The sequence below is a fragment of the Stenotrophomonas sp. STEN014 genome, assembly GCF_056760315.1.
On record NZ_JBRREN010000004.1, the window covers coordinates 73,470 to 92,720 of the forward strand.

18 protein-coding genes are annotated in these 19,251 nt (G+C 65.9%); 12 read left to right on the top strand and 6 right to left on the bottom strand.

Annotated features, from left to right (window positions below):
- The 3 genes from tilS to ACVOMC_RS07015 form a co-directional block, all read right to left on the bottom strand.
- The gene (tilS, locus tag ACVOMC_RS07005) at positions 1 to 1,299 is read right to left on the bottom strand and encodes a tRNA lysidine(34) synthetase TilS (protein ID WP_481523391.1); all 1,299 of its coding nucleotides are present in this window, start codon (positions 1,297 to 1,299) and stop codon (positions 1 to 3) included.
- Between the two features lie 66 nt (positions 1,300 to 1,365).
- On the bottom strand, positions 1,366 to 1,695 hold the full coding sequence (locus tag ACVOMC_RS07010) for a hypothetical protein (RefSeq protein ID WP_481523392.1): 330 nt from the start codon (positions 1,693 to 1,695) through the stop codon (positions 1,366 to 1,368).
- 126 nt (positions 1,696 to 1,821) lie between these two features.
- Positions 1,822 to 3,531 (bottom strand): alkaline phosphatase, encoded by a 1,710-nt coding sequence (locus ACVOMC_RS07015; RefSeq protein WP_481523393.1) that lies wholly within the window; start codon positions 3,529 to 3,531, stop codon positions 1,822 to 1,824.
- Positions 3,532 to 3,681: 150 nt separating this feature from the next.
- Here ACVOMC_RS07015 and ACVOMC_RS07020 point away from each other — a divergent pair, with 150 nt between their 5' ends.
- From ACVOMC_RS07020 to ACVOMC_RS07050, 7 genes are all read left to right on the top strand, one after another.
- Positions 3,682 to 5,010 carry a dicarboxylate/amino acid:cation symporter gene (locus ACVOMC_RS07020; protein WP_054659707.1) on the top strand — a complete coding sequence of 443 codons (1,329 nt, stop codon included), beginning with the start codon at positions 3,682 to 3,684 and terminating at the stop codon, positions 5,008 to 5,010.
- An 825-nt stretch (positions 5,011 to 5,835) separates the two neighbouring features.
- Positions 5,836 to 6,363: a hypothetical protein gene (locus ACVOMC_RS07025; RefSeq protein WP_481523394.1), complete on the top strand. Its 528-nt coding sequence runs from the start codon at positions 5,836 to 5,838 to the stop codon at positions 6,361 to 6,363.
- Between the two features lie 11 nt (positions 6,364 to 6,374).
- Positions 6,375 to 7,007 carry a hypothetical protein gene (locus ACVOMC_RS07030; protein ID WP_481523572.1) on the top strand — a complete coding sequence of 211 codons (633 nt, stop codon included), beginning with the start codon at positions 6,375 to 6,377 and terminating at the stop codon, positions 7,005 to 7,007.
- A 46-nt stretch (positions 7,008 to 7,053) separates the two neighbouring features.
- Positions 7,054 to 8,265 carry a hypothetical protein gene (locus ACVOMC_RS07035; protein WP_054658629.1) on the top strand — a complete coding sequence of 404 codons (1,212 nt, stop codon included), beginning with the start codon at positions 7,054 to 7,056 and terminating at the stop codon, positions 8,263 to 8,265.
- 137 nt (positions 8,266 to 8,402) lie between these two features.
- Positions 8,403 to 9,101, top strand: coding sequence for a C39 family peptidase (locus ACVOMC_RS07040; RefSeq protein ID WP_054658631.1), 699 nt, complete (start codon positions 8,403 to 8,405; stop codon positions 9,099 to 9,101).
- Positions 9,102 to 9,113: 12 nt separating this feature from the next.
- Positions 9,114 to 9,884, top strand: a complete 771-nt coding sequence (locus tag ACVOMC_RS07045; protein ID WP_481523395.1) for a hypothetical protein — start codon at positions 9,114 to 9,116, stop codon at positions 9,882 to 9,884.
- Positions 9,885 to 9,946: 62 nt separating this feature from the next.
- Positions 9,947 to 11,245, top strand: a complete 1,299-nt coding sequence (locus tag ACVOMC_RS07050) for a transporter (protein ID WP_481523396.1) — start codon at positions 9,947 to 9,949, stop codon at positions 11,243 to 11,245.
- 9 nt (positions 11,246 to 11,254) lie between these two features.
- On the opposite strand, the gene ACVOMC_RS07055 is transcribed toward ACVOMC_RS07050, so the two are convergent.
- From ACVOMC_RS07055 to ACVOMC_RS07065, 3 genes are all read right to left on the bottom strand, one after another.
- Positions 11,255 to 12,598 (bottom strand): sigma-54 interaction domain-containing protein, encoded by a 1,344-nt coding sequence (locus ACVOMC_RS07055; protein WP_481523397.1) that lies wholly within the window; start codon positions 12,596 to 12,598, stop codon positions 11,255 to 11,257.
- A 189-nt stretch (positions 12,599 to 12,787) separates the two neighbouring features.
- Complete coding sequence (locus ACVOMC_RS07060) at positions 12,788 to 13,534, bottom strand: C40 family peptidase (RefSeq protein ID WP_083468449.1); 747 nt, start codon at positions 13,532 to 13,534, stop codon at positions 12,788 to 12,790.
- A 106-nt stretch (positions 13,535 to 13,640) separates the two neighbouring features.
- Positions 13,641 to 14,171, bottom strand: coding sequence for a C40 family peptidase (locus ACVOMC_RS07065; RefSeq protein WP_481523398.1), 531 nt, complete (start codon positions 14,169 to 14,171; stop codon positions 13,641 to 13,643).
- A 110-nt stretch (positions 14,172 to 14,281) separates the two neighbouring features.
- On the opposite strand from ACVOMC_RS07065, the gene ACVOMC_RS07070 reads away from it, so the two are divergent.
- The 5 genes from ACVOMC_RS07070 (at position 14,282) to ACVOMC_RS07090 (ending at position 19,229) form a co-directional block, all read left to right on the top strand.
- Positions 14,282 to 14,761, top strand: a complete 480-nt coding sequence (locus ACVOMC_RS07070) for an FKBP-type peptidyl-prolyl cis-trans isomerase (protein WP_481523399.1) — start codon at positions 14,282 to 14,284, stop codon at positions 14,759 to 14,761.
- 192 nt (positions 14,762 to 14,953) lie between these two features.
- Positions 14,954 to 16,189 (top strand): DUF418 domain-containing protein, encoded by a 1,236-nt coding sequence (locus tag ACVOMC_RS07075; RefSeq protein WP_481523400.1) that lies wholly within the window; start codon positions 14,954 to 14,956, stop codon positions 16,187 to 16,189.
- A gap of 289 nt (positions 16,190 to 16,478) precedes the next feature.
- Complete coding sequence (gorA, locus tag ACVOMC_RS07080) at positions 16,479 to 17,831, top strand: glutathione-disulfide reductase (RefSeq protein ID WP_481523401.1); 1,353 nt, start codon at positions 16,479 to 16,481, stop codon at positions 17,829 to 17,831.
- Between the two features lie 127 nt (positions 17,832 to 17,958).
- On the top strand, positions 17,959 to 18,888 hold the full coding sequence (locus ACVOMC_RS07085; protein WP_481523402.1) for a DMT family transporter: 930 nt from the start codon (positions 17,959 to 17,961) through the stop codon (positions 18,886 to 18,888).
- Positions 18,885 to 19,229 carry an MGMT family protein gene (locus ACVOMC_RS07090; protein WP_481523403.1) on the top strand — a complete coding sequence of 115 codons (345 nt, stop codon included), beginning with the start codon at positions 18,885 to 18,887 and terminating at the stop codon, positions 19,227 to 19,229. Before ACVOMC_RS07085 ends, ACVOMC_RS07090 begins: the two co-directional genes overlap by 4 nt.
- Positions 19,230 to 19,251 lie beyond the last annotated feature (22 nt).

Consider the following 19,251-nt stretch of genomic DNA (forward strand, 5'->3'; position numbering starts at 1 on the left):
TCAATTCGATCCGCCGGCCGGTTGCCAGCGCAAGGTGGCCTGGTTCACCTCCAGCCAGTGCTGCAGGGTGTCGGAGATCAGGCGGTCACCGGCGGCGAGCACTTCATCGTCGGTGCACAGCAGCGGCAGGTACGGGCGTTGCCACGGAGGCAGTGTCGACTCCTGCAGCAACTGTTTGAGTGCATGGGAATGTGTGCGGCCGGGCAGCCGGATGCGTTCGCCGCCCTGGCGCGTCCGTACCGTCAGCGGTGTGGCGAAACCCGGCGCGCCATGCAGGTGCAAGGTTCCACCATCAGGCAGGGACAACGGCGCGGCGCCATCCCACGGCATCTGCCAGCCGGCCGGCCATGGCGTGGCGGGGCGGCGGAGATGCAGCTGCTCACGCCAGCGGATGATCTGCACGTTCTGCCAGGCGAAGCTGGCCTGTGCGTCCGCCCGCGCCGACAGCAGCTGCTGTTCGATCGTCCGCACCCCGTTGCCGGGCAGCGGCGGGAGGTTCTGCTGTGCAACCCAGGCGCGCAGCACCCGCGCACGTTGCGCTGCCGACAGGTCCCACAGCCGGGCCAGCGACAGGCTGCCGTCTTCCCTCTGGCAGGTCCGCAGTTCGTGCCGGTCCTGTGCGGCCAGCAGGCCTTCGGCCTCGGCGGCGAGGGCGGCGCTGCGGGCCAACGCTGTGGCCACGTGCGGCCAGCGTTGGGCCAGCAGCGGCAATACCTGCAGCCGCAGGAAATTGCGGTCGAAGCGGTCGCTGGCGTTGCTCGGATCTTCGATCCAGCGCAGGCCATGCTGCCGGGCATAGCTTTTTAGCGCGCTGCGCGGTGCATGCAGCAACGGCCGCCACAGTTGTCCTTTGCCGAAATCGCGGCGCTCACGCATTGCCGCCAGTCCGTCCACGCTGGAGCCGCGCAGCGCGCGCAGCAGGAAGGTTTCGGCCTGGTCGTCCTGATGATGGCCCAGCGCCAGCCATTCGCCCGGCGCCATCAGTCGTTCGAACGCGGCATGGCGTGCCTTGCGTGCGGCCGCTTCCAGCCCTTCACCCCCGTCACGGGGAACCTCGACGTGGGCGACCTGCAGCGGGATGTTCCATTGCGCGCAGATCCGCCGGCAGTGCGCGTCCCAGTCGTCGGCCGTGGCCTGTAGCCCATGGTGCACATGCACCGCGCGCAGGCTGCCGGGCCCACGGCCGGGGGCGTGGGCGAGCAGGTGCAGCAATACGGTGGAGTCCAGCCCGCCGCTGAAACCGACCAGCACCGGAACATCGGCGGCGGCATCGAGCAGGGAGGAGGAGAGCGGATTCATGACGGTGCCGAGTATCGGCGCGAGGTGCGGCGATCGCAATTCGTATGACGGCGCCGTGCGCGCGGACTAGCGCAGGCTCGTCAGGCGCTTGCCCTGCCGGTCGATACGGAAACGCTGCCCATCAACCCGGGCGCGGTGGCCGTTGGCATCCGGCCCATTGTCGCGGCAGCCGTTGCAGACTTCGGCAACACCGCTGTTGAACGGAAAACCCCGGTCGGAACGTGCAGCCAACGCCGGTTGCAATCGCACGCTGTAGTAGCCCAGCTTGCCGCCGACCACCGCGCGGACAAGGTCTTCCTCGACGTAGTCCGGGCCGTTGTCGCCGGTGATGACCGGCAGAAAACGGCCGTCGCGGCGCACGTAGTGGTGCTGCCGGCCGGCCATCAGGACGGCCAAGCCGTTGTCGTCGTAATCCAGCCGGGCCAGTGCCGCAGGCGGCCAGCCCGATGGGGCAAAACAGCACCGCCAGCAGCCCGCTGGCGGTGAGGGCGCGGCGGTGGGGAAAACACCGCCGCGCGGGAGTCACTTGGCGGAGGCCCGGCGCTCGAACTTCTTGGGCTGCGGCAGCTGCACCGGTACGCCCTGCGCATCGCAGGTGCCGGCCGCGCACAGGCGTTCACGCAGACGCGGGGTGGCCTGCACGATCAGGTGGTAGAGGGTGTTCTGCTCCAGCGTGCCGCGCACCGCCTTGCTGCCGGGGCCGCGCGCCCAGATGCCGACATCCTCGCCGCCGTGCGATTCGCTCTTGGACGGGACCAGCGCCTCCTGCATGTAGTCCACGTGCTCGGTATCGACGTGGGTCAGGTCCGGGCGGCCATGGGCGGCTTCGAAGCTGCTGGGCGAGTGCGGGAACTTCTTCGGCCCGGCCGGCTGCTGGTTGCTGGCGCCGGTATAGCCCGGGCCGTTGGCGTAGGTGAGCGTGGTGTAGGGCAGGCCCAGGCCGTCACGGGCCAGGTCCAGCCCGCCGGTGCCGTCTTCACCGCCCTTGTCCTTGACCTTGCCCAGGATCGCGTTGCCGCGCGCCGGGTAGCCGACGAAGTTCAGCGTGTGCGAGTGGTCGGCAGTGACGATGATCAGGGTGTCCTCGGCCGAGGTGGCGGCCACCGCGGCCTTGACCGCATCGGACAGGGCGATGGTGTCGCCCAGTGCGCGGGCGGCATTGCCGCTGTGGTTGGCGTGGTCGATGCGCGCGCCTTCCACCATCAGCACGAAACCTTCCTGGTGCTGGGAAAGATTGGCGATGGCGGCGCGGGTCAACTCGGCCAGCGACGGCTCGCCGCCACGGTCCTTGGCGCGGTCGTCCTCGTACTGCATGTGGTCCGGTTCGAACAGCCCAAGCAGCGCCGGCGCACGGGCCGCGGCCTTGAGCTGGTCGGCGTTCCATACATAGGCGCCCTGCGGGTGCGTGGCCTGCCATTCGGCTACCAGGTTGCGGCCGTCCAGGCGCAGGCCGACCTTGTCGGCGTACTCCGGATCCTGTTCGTTGACGGTGGTGAACTGGCCACGGCCGCCGCCCAATGCCACCAGCGGACCGCGTCCGTAGCGGGCGGTGGCGATCAGCTGCTGGGCGATATCCGTGCAGCCGGCCGCCTTGGCGGTTTCGGGCAGGTGGGTGTCGTTCTCCCAGTTGCGGTCGGGCGAATGGGCGTAGGTGGCCGCCGGGGTGGCGTGGGTCAGGCGGGCGGTGGAGACAATGCCGGTGGCCATGCCGGCGCTGTCGGCCAGCTGCAACCAGGTCAGCAGTTCCTTGTCCAGGCTGTCGGCACAGTCGTTGCGGCTGCCGGCGCTGACGCCGATCGCGCCCATGTGGCTCTTCACGCCGGTGGTGATGGCGGTCATGGTGCCGGCCGAATCGGGGGTCTGCGAATCGGTGTTGTAGGTCTTGCTGAACGCCGTGGCCGGGAACTGCTCCCAGGACAGCAGGTTCTCCTCGCCCGGCTGGCCGTTGCGCTGGCCTTCCAGGATGCGCGCGGCGGCGACGGTGGTCAGGCTCATGCCATCGCCCAGAAACAGGATCACATTCTTGGCCTTGCCAGCCATCGCGCCGTTGGCGGCGGCCCGGGCGGCGCCGCTGCGGTACCACCACTGCGGGGTCTCGCCGGTCGGATGGGCAATGGCGGGGACGTCCACCGACACCGCGGCCGGGCTGGCCGGAGTGGAAGGCGACAGGCTGGTGCAGGCGCCCAGCAGCAGGGTCGAGACGGCGCAAAACAGAGGCGTGACACGTGACATGGCGATGATCGGGACTCACATGAACAAGCGCCCATTATGACGGCTGTGAAAAGTCGCGCCGATGACACGCAGCTTTTCCGTCAGGGCATCGTTCCTGGCGGCCGCCTGCGTTATGGTGCCACTCCCTGAAACAGCACCCGGATCTACGATATGAAGCTGGTCTCTGCCTGGTTGCGGATTCCGTTCTGGCAACGCGTGGTGGCAGGCTTCGCACTCGGCGCGCTGGCGGGCTGGCTGATGGGGCCGGCAGCGGAAACCTGGTTCGGACCGCTGGGCGAGCTGTACGTCACCCTGATCAAGATGATCGCCGTACCGCTGGTGTTCTTCGCGGTGATCAACGCCATCGGTTCGCTGCACGGGCAGAAGTCGGTCGCCGCGCTGGGCGGGCGTACCTTCCTGTGGTTCATCGTCACCGCCGCGCTGGCGGTCTGCGTCGGGCTGGCGGTGGGCACGATCATGCAGCCGGGTACCGGCGGGCTGAAGCTGGCCGTGGACAGCGCCTACACCCCGCGCGATGTGCCGTCGGTGGCCAAGGTGCTGATGGATGTCGTGCCTTCGAACGTGTTCTACGCGCTGGCCGGCATCGGTACGCGGGTCAATGCGGCCGGCGAGACGGTGCTGGCCGCCGGGCGTGGCTCGATCCTGCCGGTGATCTTCTTCGCCGGCCTGCTCGGCTTTGCGATGGTGAAACTCGGCGAGAAGGTGACCGAGGCGCGCAAGCTGGTCGGACAGATGAGCGACATCATGATCCAGGTCACCCGCTTCGTGCTGGAAATGACGCCGCTGGGCACCTTCGGCCTGATCGCCGGGCTGGTGGGCAGCTACGGCTTCGAGAAGCTGCTGCCCCTGGGTAATTTCGTGCTGGCGCTGTACGTGGCCTGCGCGCTGCACATCCTCATCGTCTACAGCAGCCTGCTGCTGGCCCACGGGCTCAACCCGCTGAAGTTCTTCAAGGGCGCGGCGCCGGGCATGCAGGTGGCATTCGTGGCTTCCTCAAGCTTTGCGGCGATGCCGGTGGCGATGCGTTCGATCACCGACAACCTCGGCGTCAACAAGGACTACGCGTCCTTCGCGGTGCCGCTGGGCGCCAGCATCAAGATGGACGGTTGCGGCGCGATCTACCCGGCACTGTGCGCGGTGTTCATCGCCCAGTACACGGGCGTGCCGCTGACCCCGGAGCAGTACGTGGTGGTGATGATCGCCTCGGTGCTGGGCAGCTTCGGCACCGCCGGCGTACCTGGTACGGCGGTGGTGATGGCCACGGTGGTGCTGAGTGCGGCCAACCTGCCGCTGGAGGCGATCGGCTACCTGTACGCGATCGACCGCATCCTGGACATGATGCGCACCATGACCAACGTCACCGGACAGATGGTGGTGCCGGTGATCGTGGCCAAGGAAACCGGGTTGCTGGACCAGAAGGTCTATGACGCCGCGCTCAATCCGGTGGCATCCGATGCCGGTGGCAAGCCGCACGGCTGAGTGTGGCCGGGTCTCGCGGCCCTGTTGCTGCCCCTGACGATGCGCCGCGGTGAACGGCACCGGTGCCATCCTGCCGCGGCGCAGCCTGCGTTCCCCCGGCGGCTGATCGTCCAGCGCCGGAGCCGGGCGGCGTAGCACCTTCGGCTGGGCTTCGGGCCATCGCCGCCACCGGACCGGATGGGTTCCCAGGGCAAGTGGCAGGCGCGGTGCCGGGCAGTGGCACCAGCAGCCGGCTCACCTTGAAACGGCGAGGAGAAGGGATGCGCCTGTGTCATTGCGGGGGCGCGCTGCCGCCCGATGTGCGCAATGACGTCCCCGGTGTGACGCTGCAGGCATTGCTGCCCGAGCTCCGCCGTCCCGGCAACAAGCCCATAGCGCCGTTATGTTGCCGCGGCTATCAGATCAGCAACCGATGTTGCATGGCGTGTTTTCGTGTCGCTGGCCGGTAGCCGGCTGGCGCGATGGCGGGGGGAGGTGCTCGGACATGACGCGGACATACGATCCGTGCGCGGGAGGCCGCCCAGGTGCCACATGTAGCGGGCGGTTCTACGCCCGGCCTCTCCCTGGCTGCCTGCGCAGGCGGATTGGGATGTAACAGGGTGTAGCACAACGGTGTATCACTCCTGATACACCCCTCAAGCCCGCGTCCTGCCGTCATCGCGCGCCTGAATGATCGTCGAACCGGCGCCTGAAGCTGAAAACGGTGTTACAGGAAGGTAAGTTTCCCGTTTGCCCGATTCTCCGCAAGTTGCTGTTTTTATTGCCAAAATAAAGTTGGCACGGTTGCTGCGTAGTCCTGTCCGCAGATGAGATGTGGACGAGGAAATGGACAGCAACGTACATCGCTATCAGTGCATCGCCGCTTTCGCCTTGCTGGTCGCCATGCCGGTAACCGTCATGGCCTCGGGCGCCCGCCAGGGGGTCAAGGCACAGCCCGGCGAAATGGTGCTGCTGCGGGATGTCTCCGCACGGATGGCCTATCGCCCCGCGCCGCCGGGGATGGCGCTGATCGCCGAACCCTCGCCGAAGCGTGAAGTGGGAACCGCCCTGGGTGTCTCCATCGGGATGGATGAGCTTTCCGATGATGAATATGCGGCGATGGGCTCGGGCCTGACCCAGGCAGCGCCGCACCAGACCACGGTGGAACGGGTGACCTCGACGGCGGTGACCGGCACGCTCGGACGGGCGACCGGTGACGGCGGCGTGCTTTCCGGCAATCAGCTTGGCCAGGCCATCGGTGGGCCGATGGGGGCTGTCAGCGGTGCCACGCGCGGCATTGGTGACCAGGTGCGCAGTGCATTTGCGCAGTTCCCGCTGGGTCAGCCGGCCGGCAGTGGTCCGGGCGGCAAGTGAGAGCGATGACCATGAACCGACTCGGATTTCTGCTGTTGGCGGGTGCATCGCTGGGGTTGGTCGCCCAGGCACAGGCGCAGTCCCAGGATGACTATGCCGGAATGCTGACGTACCTGGCCAACAGCCGCATCGACGGCAATGTGCTGTCCGGCAGCAGCGGCGCGGTCGCGGTCAACATGGCCGCAGGCGATCTCAATCTGCAGGCCAATCTGCACAGCATGGCGATAGGCAAGACCGCCTTGGCGAGCGTCAGCGCCATCCAGAAACAACGGGGCAACCAGTTCGACATGCCACTGCACGCCAGCGCCACCCTGGGTGGCCAGGCGCTGGTTGGCGCGAACGGGATTGCCTCGATCAATCAGGCCAGTGGCAGCGGCAATACGGAACTCAACTCCGTGGTTGCTGTCTTGGCCGACCAGGGCATACGCGAAACGACCAATGAAGCGATGGCTTCGGCAGGCTCGTTCGCGTCGGCAGGGGGGCAGGGTACCGCCGGCGGACTGGCGTCCCCGGGAACCCGCAAGGTCGGAGTGGAAGCCTCCGCACTGCGTGGGTTCGAGGGTGTGCTGCAACTCAATCAGATCGCGGGATCGAGCAATGCCACGGAAAACCAATTGAGTATTTCCGTGCAGCCGACTCCGTGAAGCAAGGCTCCACCCACCCGTTGCAGAACCAGAAGAAGAGGGCACCATGAAAGCGAATATGAAATGGACGGTACTCGCCATGGCAGTTGCAGCACTGACCAGCAGTGCTGCGGCTTTCGCGCAGAGCGACCGCAACAACAACGACTATCCTCGTGGCGATCGGAACAGCCACAACGTCGAGGTGAGTCTGGACAAGGACATCAGTCTGAGCTCCGACATCGAATTCTGGGGCGATCCGGAAATCTGGGGCGATATCTATATCGACTCGGCCGCCATCGCGTTGATCGACAACCGCCAGTCGGTGACCAACAACTCGGGTGAGAACACCCTGCTGACCAACGATGCCACCATCGCCGACGATGTCGCGATGGATGCCTCGGGCAACCTGGGCTTCAACGTTGCCGCCGGCGACAACAACACCCAGGACAACGCGGCCTCGCTGTCGGCGGCCGACGCCTCGTTCGCATTCGGCATGGCCGATGCGGAGGTCTTTGTCCACCAGAATGGTGCCAACAACGAGACCATGAACTACGGTGTGATCAACAATGCCGGCGTTGGTGGCAACGCGTTCAGTGGCGCCAGCGGCAACATCGGCGTGAACGTCACCTCGGGCAACAACAACGAGCAGAAGAACGCGCTCGCCGCCTCGGTGGCGACCAGCCGTTACGCGCAGTCCACCATCAGCTCCAACCAGGTGTCGATGGGCAACAGCGTCAGCAACGCCGGTTATGAGGAAGAACGCACCAATACCACCCAGGTCAGCCTGTCCGGCCCGGTCGCGGGTATGACGGTCGCGGTCGGTGGCGGTTCCTATAGCGGCACCGGCTCGGCGTATCAGAAAGACAACTACTATCTGGATACGTGGGATGGCGCATTGCCTCATCCGGATGGCAACGATACCGGTCATATCGACCTCGACAACGCCATCCAGAACGCCACTGCAAACCCGAACCGTCCGGGCGTGGGCGGCATCGCCTTCGATACGGAAGAAGAAGGCGAGCTGGGCTTCCTTGAGCTGGGCGCGGCGTACCTGTACGCCAACCTGAGCGGCACCGTGAACAACTCGTACACGGTCGCGGTCAATGCCACCAATACGGCAGCCCTGTCCGGCAGTGCGTTCTCCAGTGCGTCGGGCAACATCGGCGTGAACGTGTCGGCGGGTACCGGCAACCTGCAGGCCAACAGCCTCGCTCTGGCCGTGGCGCAACCGTCGACCGGCGGTGGTGGTGGCGGTGGTGGCAATCCCGGCGGCGAGTAACCCTGTCCGGTTCGCCGGTAGTAGATGGTGAGAGCAACAAACCCGGCCATCCGCCAATGGCCGGGCTACCCCGGGAGCCCCTGTCCCTCCTCCCCCTTGGGGCAGGGGCTCCTTCCTGCCATGGAGACGGTACCGGCATGATCCGCACGACAGTCGTTCTGCTGTTTGCCCTGCTGCTGCATGTCACGCCGGTACGTGCCGGCGAGGTGGGGTTCAGTGGCGTCCTGCCCAATGGCGCGCTGTATACCCAATCCATCGAGAGCATGAAGGAGCGCCGCTTCCGTTATCTGGTACGGCAACACACCGATTACAGCTGCGGTGCAGCCGCATTGGCGACCATTCTCAAGTACGCCTATCACCTGGACGCCGATGAGGCGACGGTGATCGAAGGAATGATGGGAGTCTCCGATCCGGAACTGGTGCAGCAGCGCGGTTTTTCGATGCTGGACGTGAAGCGTTACGTGGAGTCCCTGGGAATGCGGGGGCGCGGTTACCGGGTCAGCGAGGAGCGGCTGCGCACCTTGCGCGTGCCCAGTCTGGTGCTGATGGATGTGCGGGGTTTCCGCCACTTCGTGGTGCTCAAGCAGGTGCTGGGCGACATGGTGGAAATCGGCGATCCGATCCTCGGCAACCGTGTGGTGCCGGTGGCCGACTTCCTGGAGGCATGGCCTTCGCGGACGGTGTTCGTGGTGGTTGGTAGTGACTTTGACCGCAACACGGTGCTGTTGCTCCCCAGTGAGAAGGCGAGCGCGCGCGCGCTTTACGCGCGACAGGGAAAGCCGATCACCGATGCCGAACTGGTGGATTTCGGCTTCACCCATGCCGACCTGTTTTGAAGGAGTAGGTTCATGAAAATTTGCAATCCATGCTGTGTGGGCCTGGCGCTGGTGCTTGCGACATCCGCCCATGCGGCTGAATCCAAAAGCGTTGCCGGCAAAGGCCTGCAGGAGGTTCCGGATGCGGAGCTGGGTCTGATGCGCGGCCGTTACACGGTTGGAGGCAATGCGGTGGCCTGGTTCGGCGTGACGATGATATCCACCTGGCAGACGCAGACCGGCCAGACCCTGCAAGGGGCGATGAGGCTGGGTATGGATTTCACCAAGGGCAACACTCCGAAAGTCAGCTTCACCCCCACGGTGAGCATCACCGATGCCAACGCACCGTTGCCGGATACCAGTGGTCGCAGTATCGATGCGAGCGGACTGCAGAATGTCGCCGGTCTTACCCAGAGCATTCAGGTGGCCGGCGACGGCAACCGCGCCAGCAATGTCACCCACCTCAATGTCCGCAACGGCACCACCGCGCCGGATGGCTCGGGCGTGATCAATACCAGTGCGATCGCGCAGAACGGCAATGCGACCGCGCAGGTGCAGTTCGATGGCAATGCGGCCAAGTTGCTGCTGCAGGTCGACGGGCTGGGTGCGGTGGAGCAGTGGGTGCGTAGCGGCAGTGTCGGCCAGACCATCCAGTTGATGGGGGATGGGCAACTGGCGGGCAACCGGCTGCAGATCGATCTGGTCAGAAGCGCGTTGGCCGACAACGTGCCGCTCACCCAGAACGTCGCGCAGGCCATCACGCTGGCCCGCGGTTTGAACGGCGCCGGTGCATTTGGCCCGTGATTCCACTTCCAGCGTGATCGACGCTGGCAACCGAAAACCTTTCCAGGCAAGGGAGTTCACCGATGAAACGACTGGCGATGGCGGCGCTGGTGGGGGGGCTTGCACTAGGCTCGACGGAGGCTGGCGCGCAGGACGCGGCCAAGGCCAGCAACGAGGCCGATCTGAAAGCCCTGATGGGTCAGCTTGAAGCACTGAAGGCCAGTTATGCCCAGGAGGTGCGCAGGCTGCGTGAGCTGGATATGCAGGTGCAGGCGATGCAGGCGCGGATCAGCGGCAAGGCGGGCGGCATGACGGCACCCGCGGCGCCAGCAACCGACGCTGCGCCGGTCGCCGGCGCTTCTGCACCGACCGAGGGGTATGCCAGTTCGGCGGCCGAAGCGCAGGCCGCCAAAGACGCGGCCCGGCGCAGTGTCAATGACGTCAAACAGCAGCAGTCGGCGTTGTTCAACCAGAAGCTGACGCTGGAAAACAGCCTCACCTACGCACGCTATGACCGCAAACAGCTGACCTTGAACGGCTTCCTCGCGCTGGATGCGATTTTCCTGGGCAATATCGCGATCGAGAATGTCGAGTCCGATTCGCTGACCTACAATTTCGCCGCGCGCTGGGGGGTCAATCCCAAGCTCACGCTGAATCTGGATGTGCCCTACATCGCGCGTAAAACCATCTACCAGAAGGGCGGTGCGGGCGGCTCGGCTGGAGCGATCGCGCAGGAAGAAACCCATGGCGATGGCATCGGCGACGTGACCGTCAGTGCCAATTACAAGCTGTTCCCGGAAGGCCGGCGGCGTCCGGAAACCGTATTGAGTGTGGGCGTCACCGCCCCCACCGGCCGTGAACCCTATGGCCTGGACTGGAAGGTGCTGGAGCGCGACGATGATGACTTCATCCGCTTCGCGGTACCTGCGCAGCAGCCTACCGGCAACGGTGTGTGGCAGGCCAACGTGGGTCTATCGGCGGTGAAGACGGCTGATCCGGCGATCCTGTTCGGCAACATCGGCTACATCCACTCCTTCGAGCGCGGCTTCGACGACATCGACGGAAACCCCGATACGGTCAACCCGGGCGACGTGAAGCTGGGCGGCTCCTATTACTTCGGCGCGGGTGTCGCATTCGCCTTCAACGAACGTACCAGTCTGAGCATTTCCTTCAGTGATCGCATGAGCGCGCGTGCCTCGACGCGGTTCAAGGGCGGTCAATGGGTGAAAGTCATTGGCAGTGACGCCAACGCCGGGACCTTGAATCTGGGGGTTACCTACGCGCTCACCCCGCATGCGACGTTCGTCAGCATCCTGGGGATCGGCCTGACCCCGGATGCACCGGACTTCAGCCTGGCCTTCAAAGTCCCTTACATGTTGTAACCGCCGGCATCAGCGCATCGTTTCCAGCGGCAGCTGGTGTTTGCGGCACAGACGGTAGATGGTGACCCGCGAGACCTTCATCAGTCTCGCGCAGGCACTGACGTTGTAGCGGCTCTGCTCGAGGCAGGACAGCAGCGTGTCCCGTTCGGCCGCGGCGCGGGCCAGATCCAGTTGCGCTCCCTCCGCTTCGGCACCCGTGGCGGTGAGTTCCAGGTCGGCACAGCTGATCAGCTCGCCCTCGGCGGTGATCGCGGCACGCTGCACGCGGTTGAGCAGTTCGCGTACGTTGCCTGGCCAGCTGAAATGGGCCATCGCATGGCGGGCGGCAGCGGTGTAGCCGCGCGCACGGATCGGATGCCGCGCGCGGAAGGCTTGCAGGAAGTGCCCGGCGAGCAATTCGATATCGCCTTCGCGCTTTCGCAAGGGAGGGATGACCAGGCGCAGGACATTGAGGCGGTAGTACAGATCGCTGCGGAATTGGCCGCGCGCCACCGCCTGCTCCAGATCCACGTGGGTGGCCGCCAGGATACGGACGTCGACGTTGATGGGCTGGTTGCTGCCGACCCGCTCGATGGTGCCCTCCTGCAGCACCCGCAACAGACTGGTCTGGGCGTCCAGCGGCAGGTCGCCCACTTCATCAAGGAACACGGTACCGGTGTGTGCGGTTTCAAACAGCCCCTGACGGCGCGAGGTGGCACCGGTGAACGCGCCACGCTCGTGGCCGAACAGTTCCGATTGCACCAGCGTGGCGGGAATGGCGCCGCAATTGATCGCATTGAAGGGTCTATCGCTGCGTTCGGACAGACGGTGCAGCGCATGCGCGGCCACCTCTTTGCCGGTACCGGTTTCGCCGGTGATCAGCACCGGCAGGTTGACGGGCGCGAATTTGCGCAAGGTCGCGCGCATGGCCAGCATCGAGGTGCTTTCGCCCAGCAGGCTGTCCAGCACGTTTTCAGCACTCTGGGAGACGGGGCTGTTACCCAGGATCTGCAGGTGCTGGACCAGCTCCTTCAGGTCCGGTGGATGCGGGAAGTGCCGTTGGCAGGCGGCCAGCAACCGGGCGGTGCAAGGTTCGCTGCCGGGAATGCCGCCGGAAGTGATGGCCAACAGCGGCATGTGCCGGTGTTCGCTGGTGATTTTCTCGATGCGTTCCAGCTCTGACGCCGTTGTCTTGCGGAAATCGATCAGGCCGACAAGCGTGTCGCCGCCGCGCATGCCGATGTTCGCAGGTTGCTGGGGCAGTACCTCGCGGATCTGCCAGCCATCGGCAGCCAGTGCCATCCGTTCACGCATCCCCGGATGTCCGAACCAGATCACGCAGCGTTTTGGGGTAGAGACAGGTGTTGCAGCCATGCGTGGTCACCTTGCTTCTCAGGCCCACCTTATACCCCACCTGAAAACGGGCGCAATCACATTGCAGGCCTGAATAGGCGCGGTGAATTGCATGTCGCGCATTTATTTCTACCGGCCGCGCATTCACTTTTTTGCACAAAAAAAGCCGCAGGGTGAGCTGCGGCCTTCAGAAGATGCGGCTGGAACGGCTTACAGTTCGACGCGGCGTGCCTGCATGAACTTGCCGCTCCAGTAACCGGTGAGCAGCGAATCGGTCCGCACGTCCTTGCCGGTGCTGGGGGCGTGCAGAAAACGGCCTTCACCGACATAGATGCCGACGTGGTCGATCCGGCCCTTGCGGCCGAAGAACACCAGGTCGCCGGCAACCAGGGCGGCGCGGTCCTTGATCATTTCCGAACTGGCCTGGCTGGCCATTTCACGGGACACGCGCGGCAGCTCGATGCCCAGCGCGGTGCGGAAGACATAGCCGACCAGTCCACTGCAATCGAAGCCGGCGTCCGGCGAGGTGCCACCCCAGCGGTAGGGCGTGCCCAGCAGGGTCATCGCGCGGCGCAGGATCGACTGGACCTTGCCGTCCTCGTCGCGGGCCAACGCGGCATCAGTGGCGGTGGCGACACTCTTGGAGGCGTCATAAGTGGAAAGCAGGCGGCTCAGGTCGCCGGCGAACATCGCCGAGCGGTCCATCAGCGGAATGGTGTCGTTGGCGGCCAGGTGGGGCAGCAGGGCCGCCAGTGTAGCCGTAGCCGCAGCATCGGCCTTGCTGCGCGGGGTTTCGTTCTTCGCGGCCGGCTTGGCGGCGGCGGGTTCTGCTTCGGCAGCGCTCTGGGCGAGGGCGGGAAGCGAGGTCAGGGCCAGTGCCGCGGCGCAAAACAGCCGGCGGAGCAGTGGATTCGAGTACTTGGGCTGGCTCGAGTAGGACGTGTTTTTATTCGTCACGCGGCAGTCACAGAAAAAATCGATGGGCGATCATGCCCTGCCTGAGGATGCTTTTGGTACAAATTCCGTTAAATTTTCGTTTTTTCTATGTTGAATTTGTTCATATTCAGTGTAGAACCCGCTTTGCGCCGCTGTAGTGGTCCCGCCAGTAGGGACCCTCCAGGGAGTCCAGCCGTACCGTGCCGCCGGTGCTGGGGGCATGCACGAACCGGCCTTCACCGACATAGATGCCGACATGCCAGACGTTGCCGCGGTCGCCGAAGAACACCAGATCGCCATTGGCCAGTTGCCGCGGATCGATCTTCGGTCCCTGGATGGCGGCCAGTTCCCGGGACGTGCGCGGCAGGTTCAATGCCAGCATGTCGCGATAGACATAGGTGACCAGGCCGCTGCAGTCGAAGCCCGATTCAGGCGTGTTGCCGCCGTAGCGGTAGGGCGTGCCGACCAGTCCCAGCGCCCGCATCAGTACCGCCGAGGTTGCGGCCGGATCGGTCGGGCGCACCGGGGAATAGCGGGATGCTGCCGGCGCCGCGTCCGGCCTGGGCGGGCTGTGGCCGCAGGCCGCCAGGGCGGTGATCGCAAGCAACAGCGCCGGCAGGCGCCACGTGTGAAAGCGGAAAACTGGCGTGATGTGCATGGAGCCTTGATAATGCGCCACCTCAGAAGGCCGTCATCATGGCGGCGCCCCCGGCGGCCGGCAAGGCCGTTCCAACACCTGCCTCGGGCAGCCAGCAGACAGAGTTAGGCATGAAGATCGAAAAAGACCGCGTTGTCCGTTTCCACTACACCGTCTCGGAAGTCGGCCAGGAGCCGATCGAGAGCTCCAAGGACCGTGATCCGCTGGCGATCCTGATCGGCCACGGCAACATCATTCCGGGCCTGGAAGCGGCGATGATGGACAAGGAAGCCGGCGAGAGCTTCGGCGTGGATGTGAAGTCGGCCGATGCCTACGGCGAGCGTCGCGAGGGCCTGACCCAGCGCGTGCCCAAGAAGCACTTCGGCAATACCCGTCTGGTGCCGGGTGCGCAGGTGATCCTGCAGACCAACTTCGGTCCGCGTGCGGTCACCGTGCAGAAGATCGGCCTGACCGTGGTCGACGTCGACCTGAACCATCCGATGGCCGGCAAGGACCTGCACTTCGACGTGGAGATCGTGGAAGTGCGCGAAGCGGCCGAGGAAGAAGTGCAGCACGGCCACGTGCATGGCGACGGTGGTCACCAGCACTGAGTGCAGCTGCCAGTGTCATGAGATAAGGAACGGCCCGCCAACGCGGGCCGTTTTCCTGTGTGACGGGCAGGCTGCCGGCGCAACTTTCCCGCCCGCGGTCACCGGCGCCTCGACGGCGCCTGGGCGTTCTCCGCGGTTGATACCGGTTTGACGTCCCCAGCTGTTGCCCGGGTCGCACGATGCCGCCCACGTATGCCAGAAGGAGTCCTGAGCTTGTCCGATCTCACCTACCACCCTGTTGCACCGAACGAACGTATCGGCACGCTGGATGTGCTGCGTGGCCTGGCGCTGTTTGGCATCCTGCTGATGAACATCGAGGCCTTCAGCGGGCCGATGGATCTGTCCTTCACCGGTATCGACCAGCACTGGCAGGGGATCGACCGCTGGGCCGATGGCTTCGTCTACCTCTTCGTGCAGGGCAAATTCTTCACCCTGTTCTCGCTGCTGTTCGGTGTGGGCTTTGCGGTGATGGCGCAACGCGCCGAGACGGCAGGACGCGACTTCGCCTGGTTCTACCTGCGCCGCAGCCTGGGGCTGCTGGTGATCGGCGTGCTGCATGCGGTGCTGCTGTGGTCTGGCGACATTCTGATCGTCTATGCGTTGCTGTCCTTCCTGCTGCTGGCGTTCCGGCAGGTGCCGGCGCGCTGGCTGCCGTTGCTGGGGGTTGCCAGCTATCTGGCCGCCGTGGCGTTGCTGCTGCTGATCGGGCTGGTGATGCAGTTCGTGCCCGATGACGCCAGGGCGGCAATGACCAGCGAGGCACTGGCCAGTATCGAGCGCCAGCGCCAGGCCTATGCGCACGGCGGCTATCTGGACGCGCTGCGGCAGCGTCTGCGCGATATCGGGGTGGCGATGAGCGTGTTGATGCTGGTTGGGCCCCAGGTGCTGGGCATGTTCCTGATCGGCAGCTGGTTCGCGCGCAGCGGCGCGATCATCCGCCCGGACCAGCATGCCCGCCTGTGGGCAGGCCTGCGCTGGCTGGCGCTGCCGGCCGGGCTGGCGGTGATGCTGCTGAGCGTCTACATCCTGGACTATATCGCTCCTGGCCGGTTCGACCTGCGCGTCGGAATCGCCTCGGCGCTGACCGCGATCGCCGGATTGCTGATGTGCCTGGGCTATCTGGGCTGGGGCGTGCGGCTGAGCGGGGCGTTGCACTGGCTGGCACCGGCCGGGCGCATGGCACTGAGCAACTACCTGCTGCAATCGCTGGTGTGCACGCTGGTGTTCTACGGCTACGGGCTGGGCTGGTTCGAGCAGACGGGTCGTGCCTGGCAGCTGCTGTTTGCTGTGCTGCTGTTCGGTGTGCAGGTCATCGTCAGCCACTGGTGGCTGCGGTACTTCCGCTTCGGGCCTGCGGAATGGCTGTGGCGTGCGTTCACCTATCTGCAGGTGCCGCCGCTGCGCCGGCCCCGCGACGCGGCGCAGTAGGTCGGCTGGCCCGTTGGTTCAAGCGGATGCGCTGATGACAACGGCGGCGCCAGCGGACTTGCCGCGACGTCGGTGTTGGTCGAGCTCGCGCGATCGGGATGCGTGCCGAATGCAGGTCGTGTTGATGGTGCCAGACACGCGCGTCGCGGCATGCTCACGCCTGGCTCGCGGCCGCTCATGGCATGCTCCGGACCGGTGTGTGGAGTGGGAGCTGACAACCGATGACTGACCTGACGACTGGCCGCGTGCCCGTAATCGCCCTGATCTTCCCTCACGGCGGGGGCGTGCAATGAGCGCACGCGATTTCGATGTGGTGGTGATCGGGGGTGGCTCGGGCGGATTGGCCGCCGCGTTCCGCGCCGCGTCCTATGGCGCGCGCGTGGCGATGCTCGAGCCAGCCGAGCTGGGCGGCACCTGCGTCAATGTCGGCTGCGTGCCGAAAAAAGCCATGTGGCTGGCGGCGGAGCTGGCTGAGCGCATTGCGCTGGCGTCGCGGCTGGGCTTCGACGTGCCGCAGAGACCGCAGGTGGACTGGCCCGAACTGTTGCGGCAGCGCCAGCAGTACATCGCCAATATCCACGCCAGCTACCAGCGCCGCCTGGACGAAACCGGCGTCACCCGCGTGCACCAGCGCGGACGGGTGATCGATGCGCACACGGTCGAATGTGCCGATGGCACCCGGCTGCGTACGCAGTACATCGTCATCGCCACCGGCGCCCAGCCGGTGCGCCCGCGTTTCCCCGGCGCGGAGCTGGGGGGGGTATCCGATGATTTCTTCGCACTGCGCCGGTGTCCGTCCCGAGTTGGAATCGTCGGTGGCGGCTATATCGCGGTGGAGCTGGCCGGCGTATTGCGCGCGCTGGGCGCCGAGGTGGTGATGCTGGTGCGCGGGCAGCGTCTGCTGGAACGCTTCGACGCCGAGCTGGCCGATCAGCTGATTGAGAACCTGCGCCTGCAGGGGGTGGAGCTGCACTTCGGCTGCCAGATCCAGCGGCTGGAGCAGTACGGTGGGCAGATCCGCGCCACCCTGGACAACGGAACGGAGCAGGCGGTGTTCGAGCAGGTGATCTTCGCCACCGGGCGGGCGCCCAACACCCGGGATATGGGGCTGGAGCAGGCCGGTGTGGTGCTGGGCGAGAAGGGCCAGGTGGTGGTGGACGCATTCCAGACCAGTGCGGTGCCGAGCATCCACGCGGTCGGCGATGTGGCCGGGCACGTGACCTTGACGCCCGTGGCGGTGGCCGCCGCGCGCCGCTTGATGGACCGCCTGTTCGGTGGCCAGCCGCAGGCGCGGCTGGACTACGACAACGTGCCCAGCGTGGTGTTCTCGCATCCGCCGTTGGGCAGCGTGGGTCTGAGCGAGGAGGAAGCGCGCAAGCGCTTTGACAGGGTGAGCACCTACCACAGCCGGTTCCGGCCGATGCTGCAGGCGCTGGGCGAGGGCGAGCTGCGCACCGTGTTCAAAATGGTCTGCGCGGGCGAAGAGGAGAAAGTCGTCGGCATCCACCTGCTGGGTGAGAGCGCCGACGAGATCCTGCAGGGCTTTGCGGTGTCGCTGAAGGCCGGCGTCACCCGGGCGCAGATGAACGACACGGTGGCCATCCACCCGACCTCGGCCGAGGAAGTGGTGCTGATGCGCTGACCGCGGAGCGCTGGCCGGTTTCATGCTGCTGGACGCGGCCGGATAATGGGCCGCCCATCTCCCCTTGCGATGCTGTCGTCCCGTGACTCCTTCTTTCCCGCCCGTGACCGGATCGCCGGTTGCGGGCTTGCCATCTGCTTCCTCGCCGCTGCCAAGCAGTTCCCGTCGCGTGCTGGTCAGCGGCCTGCTGATGGCCGGCGCCGGCGCCATCATGGCCTCGGGCAAGGCGGTGATCGTCAAGCTGGCCTACCGGCATGGCGTGGATGCCACCGCATTGCTGGCGTTGCGCATGCTGGTGGCGTTTCCATTTTTCCTGGCGATGGGGATCTGGGCCGCGCGCCGGGCGTCGCCGTTGGCGCGCGGTGATCTGTGGCGGGTGGCGGTGCTGGGTTTTACCGGTTACTACTTGTCCAGCTATCTGGATTTCCTGGGCCTGAAGTACATCACCGCGACGTTGGAGCGACTGATCCTGTACTTGAGCCCGACGCTGGTGGTGCTGATCGCGCTGGTGGTGCTCAAGCAGCGGCCGACGTGGCGGCAGGTGACGGCGCTGGCGGTGAGCTATCTGGGCGTGTTGCTGGCCTTCGGCCATGACATCCGGCTTGATGGGGCGCGCACCTTGCTCGGTTCGGCGCTGGTGTTCGCCAGTGCACTGAGTTACGCCGTCTATCTGTTCGGCAGCGGCCAGGCGGTGGCGCGGATCGGCGCGGTACGGCTGACGGCCTATGCCAGTACGGTGGCCTGCGTGCTGTGCATCGGCCAGTACCTGCTGTTCCAGCCGGTGGCGGCGCTGTGGACGTATGCGCCGCCGGTGTATGGGCTGTCGCTGCTCAACGGCACCGTGTGCACGGTGCTGCCGGTGCTGGCGATCATGGTCGGGGTCAAGCGCATCGGGTCATCGCTGGCCGCGCAGGTGAGTATGCTGGGTCCGGTTTCCACCATTGTGCTGAGTGTATGGCTGCTCGACGAACCGATGGGCCCGTGGCAGAGCGCCGGCACCTTGCTGGTGCTGGGCGGGGTGCTGCTGGTGGGCAGCGGCGTGGCGAAGAAACAATGAGTGCGGGGCCGGCTCCGGCAGTGGGTCACGCACGGATCTACCAGGTGATCCGGCAGATTCCGCATGGGCAGGTGCTGGGCTATGGCGAGGTCGCGGCCAGGGCCGGCTTGCCGGGGCGGGCGCGGCTGGTTGCCCGTCTGCTGGGCATGAACGACGATCCGGCGCTGCCCTGGCACCGGGTGCTGCGCTCGGACGGCCGCATCGCGATGGCCGAAGGCTCGGCCGGCTGGCACGAACAGAGCCAGCGCCTGCGTGCCGAGGGTGTGGTGGTCGAGAACGGGCGGGTCAGGCGGCCGCGGCCCGCGCGCGATCTGGATGCGGCGGTCTGGGGGCCGGGCTAGACGCTGCGGCTATCATGTCGGC

Bases quoted from the DNA above. Each gene is read 5' to 3' on its own strand.
- tilS (WP_481523391.1), bottom strand. From the start codon at position 1,299: ATGAATCCGCTCTCCTCCTCCCTGCTCGATGCCGCCGCCGATGTTCCG.
- ACVOMC_RS07015 (WP_481523393.1), bottom strand. From the start codon at position 3,531: ATGTCACGTGTCACGCCTCTGTTTTGCGCCGTCTCGACCCTGCTGCTG.
- ACVOMC_RS07020 (WP_054659707.1), top strand. From the start codon at position 3,682: ATGAAGCTGGTCTCTGCCTGGTTGCGGATTCCGTTCTGGCAACGCGTG.
- ACVOMC_RS07025 (WP_481523394.1), top strand. From the start codon at position 5,836: ATGGACAGCAACGTACATCGCTATCAGTGCATCGCCGCTTTCGCCTTG.
- ACVOMC_RS07030 (WP_481523572.1), top strand. From the start codon at position 6,375: ATGAACCGACTCGGATTTCTGCTGTTGGCGGGTGCATCGCTGGGGTTG.
- ACVOMC_RS07035 (WP_054658629.1), top strand. From the start codon at position 7,054: ATGAAAGCGAATATGAAATGGACGGTACTCGCCATGGCAGTTGCAGCA.
- ACVOMC_RS07040 (WP_054658631.1), top strand. From the start codon at position 8,403: ATGATCCGCACGACAGTCGTTCTGCTGTTTGCCCTGCTGCTGCATGTC.
- ACVOMC_RS07045 (WP_481523395.1), top strand. From the start codon at position 9,114: ATGAAAATTTGCAATCCATGCTGTGTGGGCCTGGCGCTGGTGCTTGCG.
- ACVOMC_RS07050 (WP_481523396.1), top strand. From the start codon at position 9,947: ATGAAACGACTGGCGATGGCGGCGCTGGTGGGGGGGCTTGCACTAGGC.
- ACVOMC_RS07055 (WP_481523397.1), bottom strand. From the start codon at position 12,598: ATGGCTGCAACACCTGTCTCTACCCCAAAACGCTGCGTGATCTGGTTC.
- ACVOMC_RS07065 (WP_481523398.1), bottom strand. From the start codon at position 14,171: ATGCACATCACGCCAGTTTTCCGCTTTCACACGTGGCGCCTGCCGGCG.
- ACVOMC_RS07070 (WP_481523399.1), top strand. From the start codon at position 14,282: ATGAAGATCGAAAAAGACCGCGTTGTCCGTTTCCACTACACCGTCTCG.
- ACVOMC_RS07075 (WP_481523400.1), top strand. From the start codon at position 14,954: ATGCCAGAAGGAGTCCTGAGCTTGTCCGATCTCACCTACCACCCTGTT.
- gorA (WP_481523401.1), top strand. From the start codon at position 16,479: ATGAGCGCACGCGATTTCGATGTGGTGGTGATCGGGGGTGGCTCGGGC.
- ACVOMC_RS07090 (WP_481523403.1), top strand. From the start codon at position 18,885: ATGAGTGCGGGGCCGGCTCCGGCAGTGGGTCACGCACGGATCTACCAG.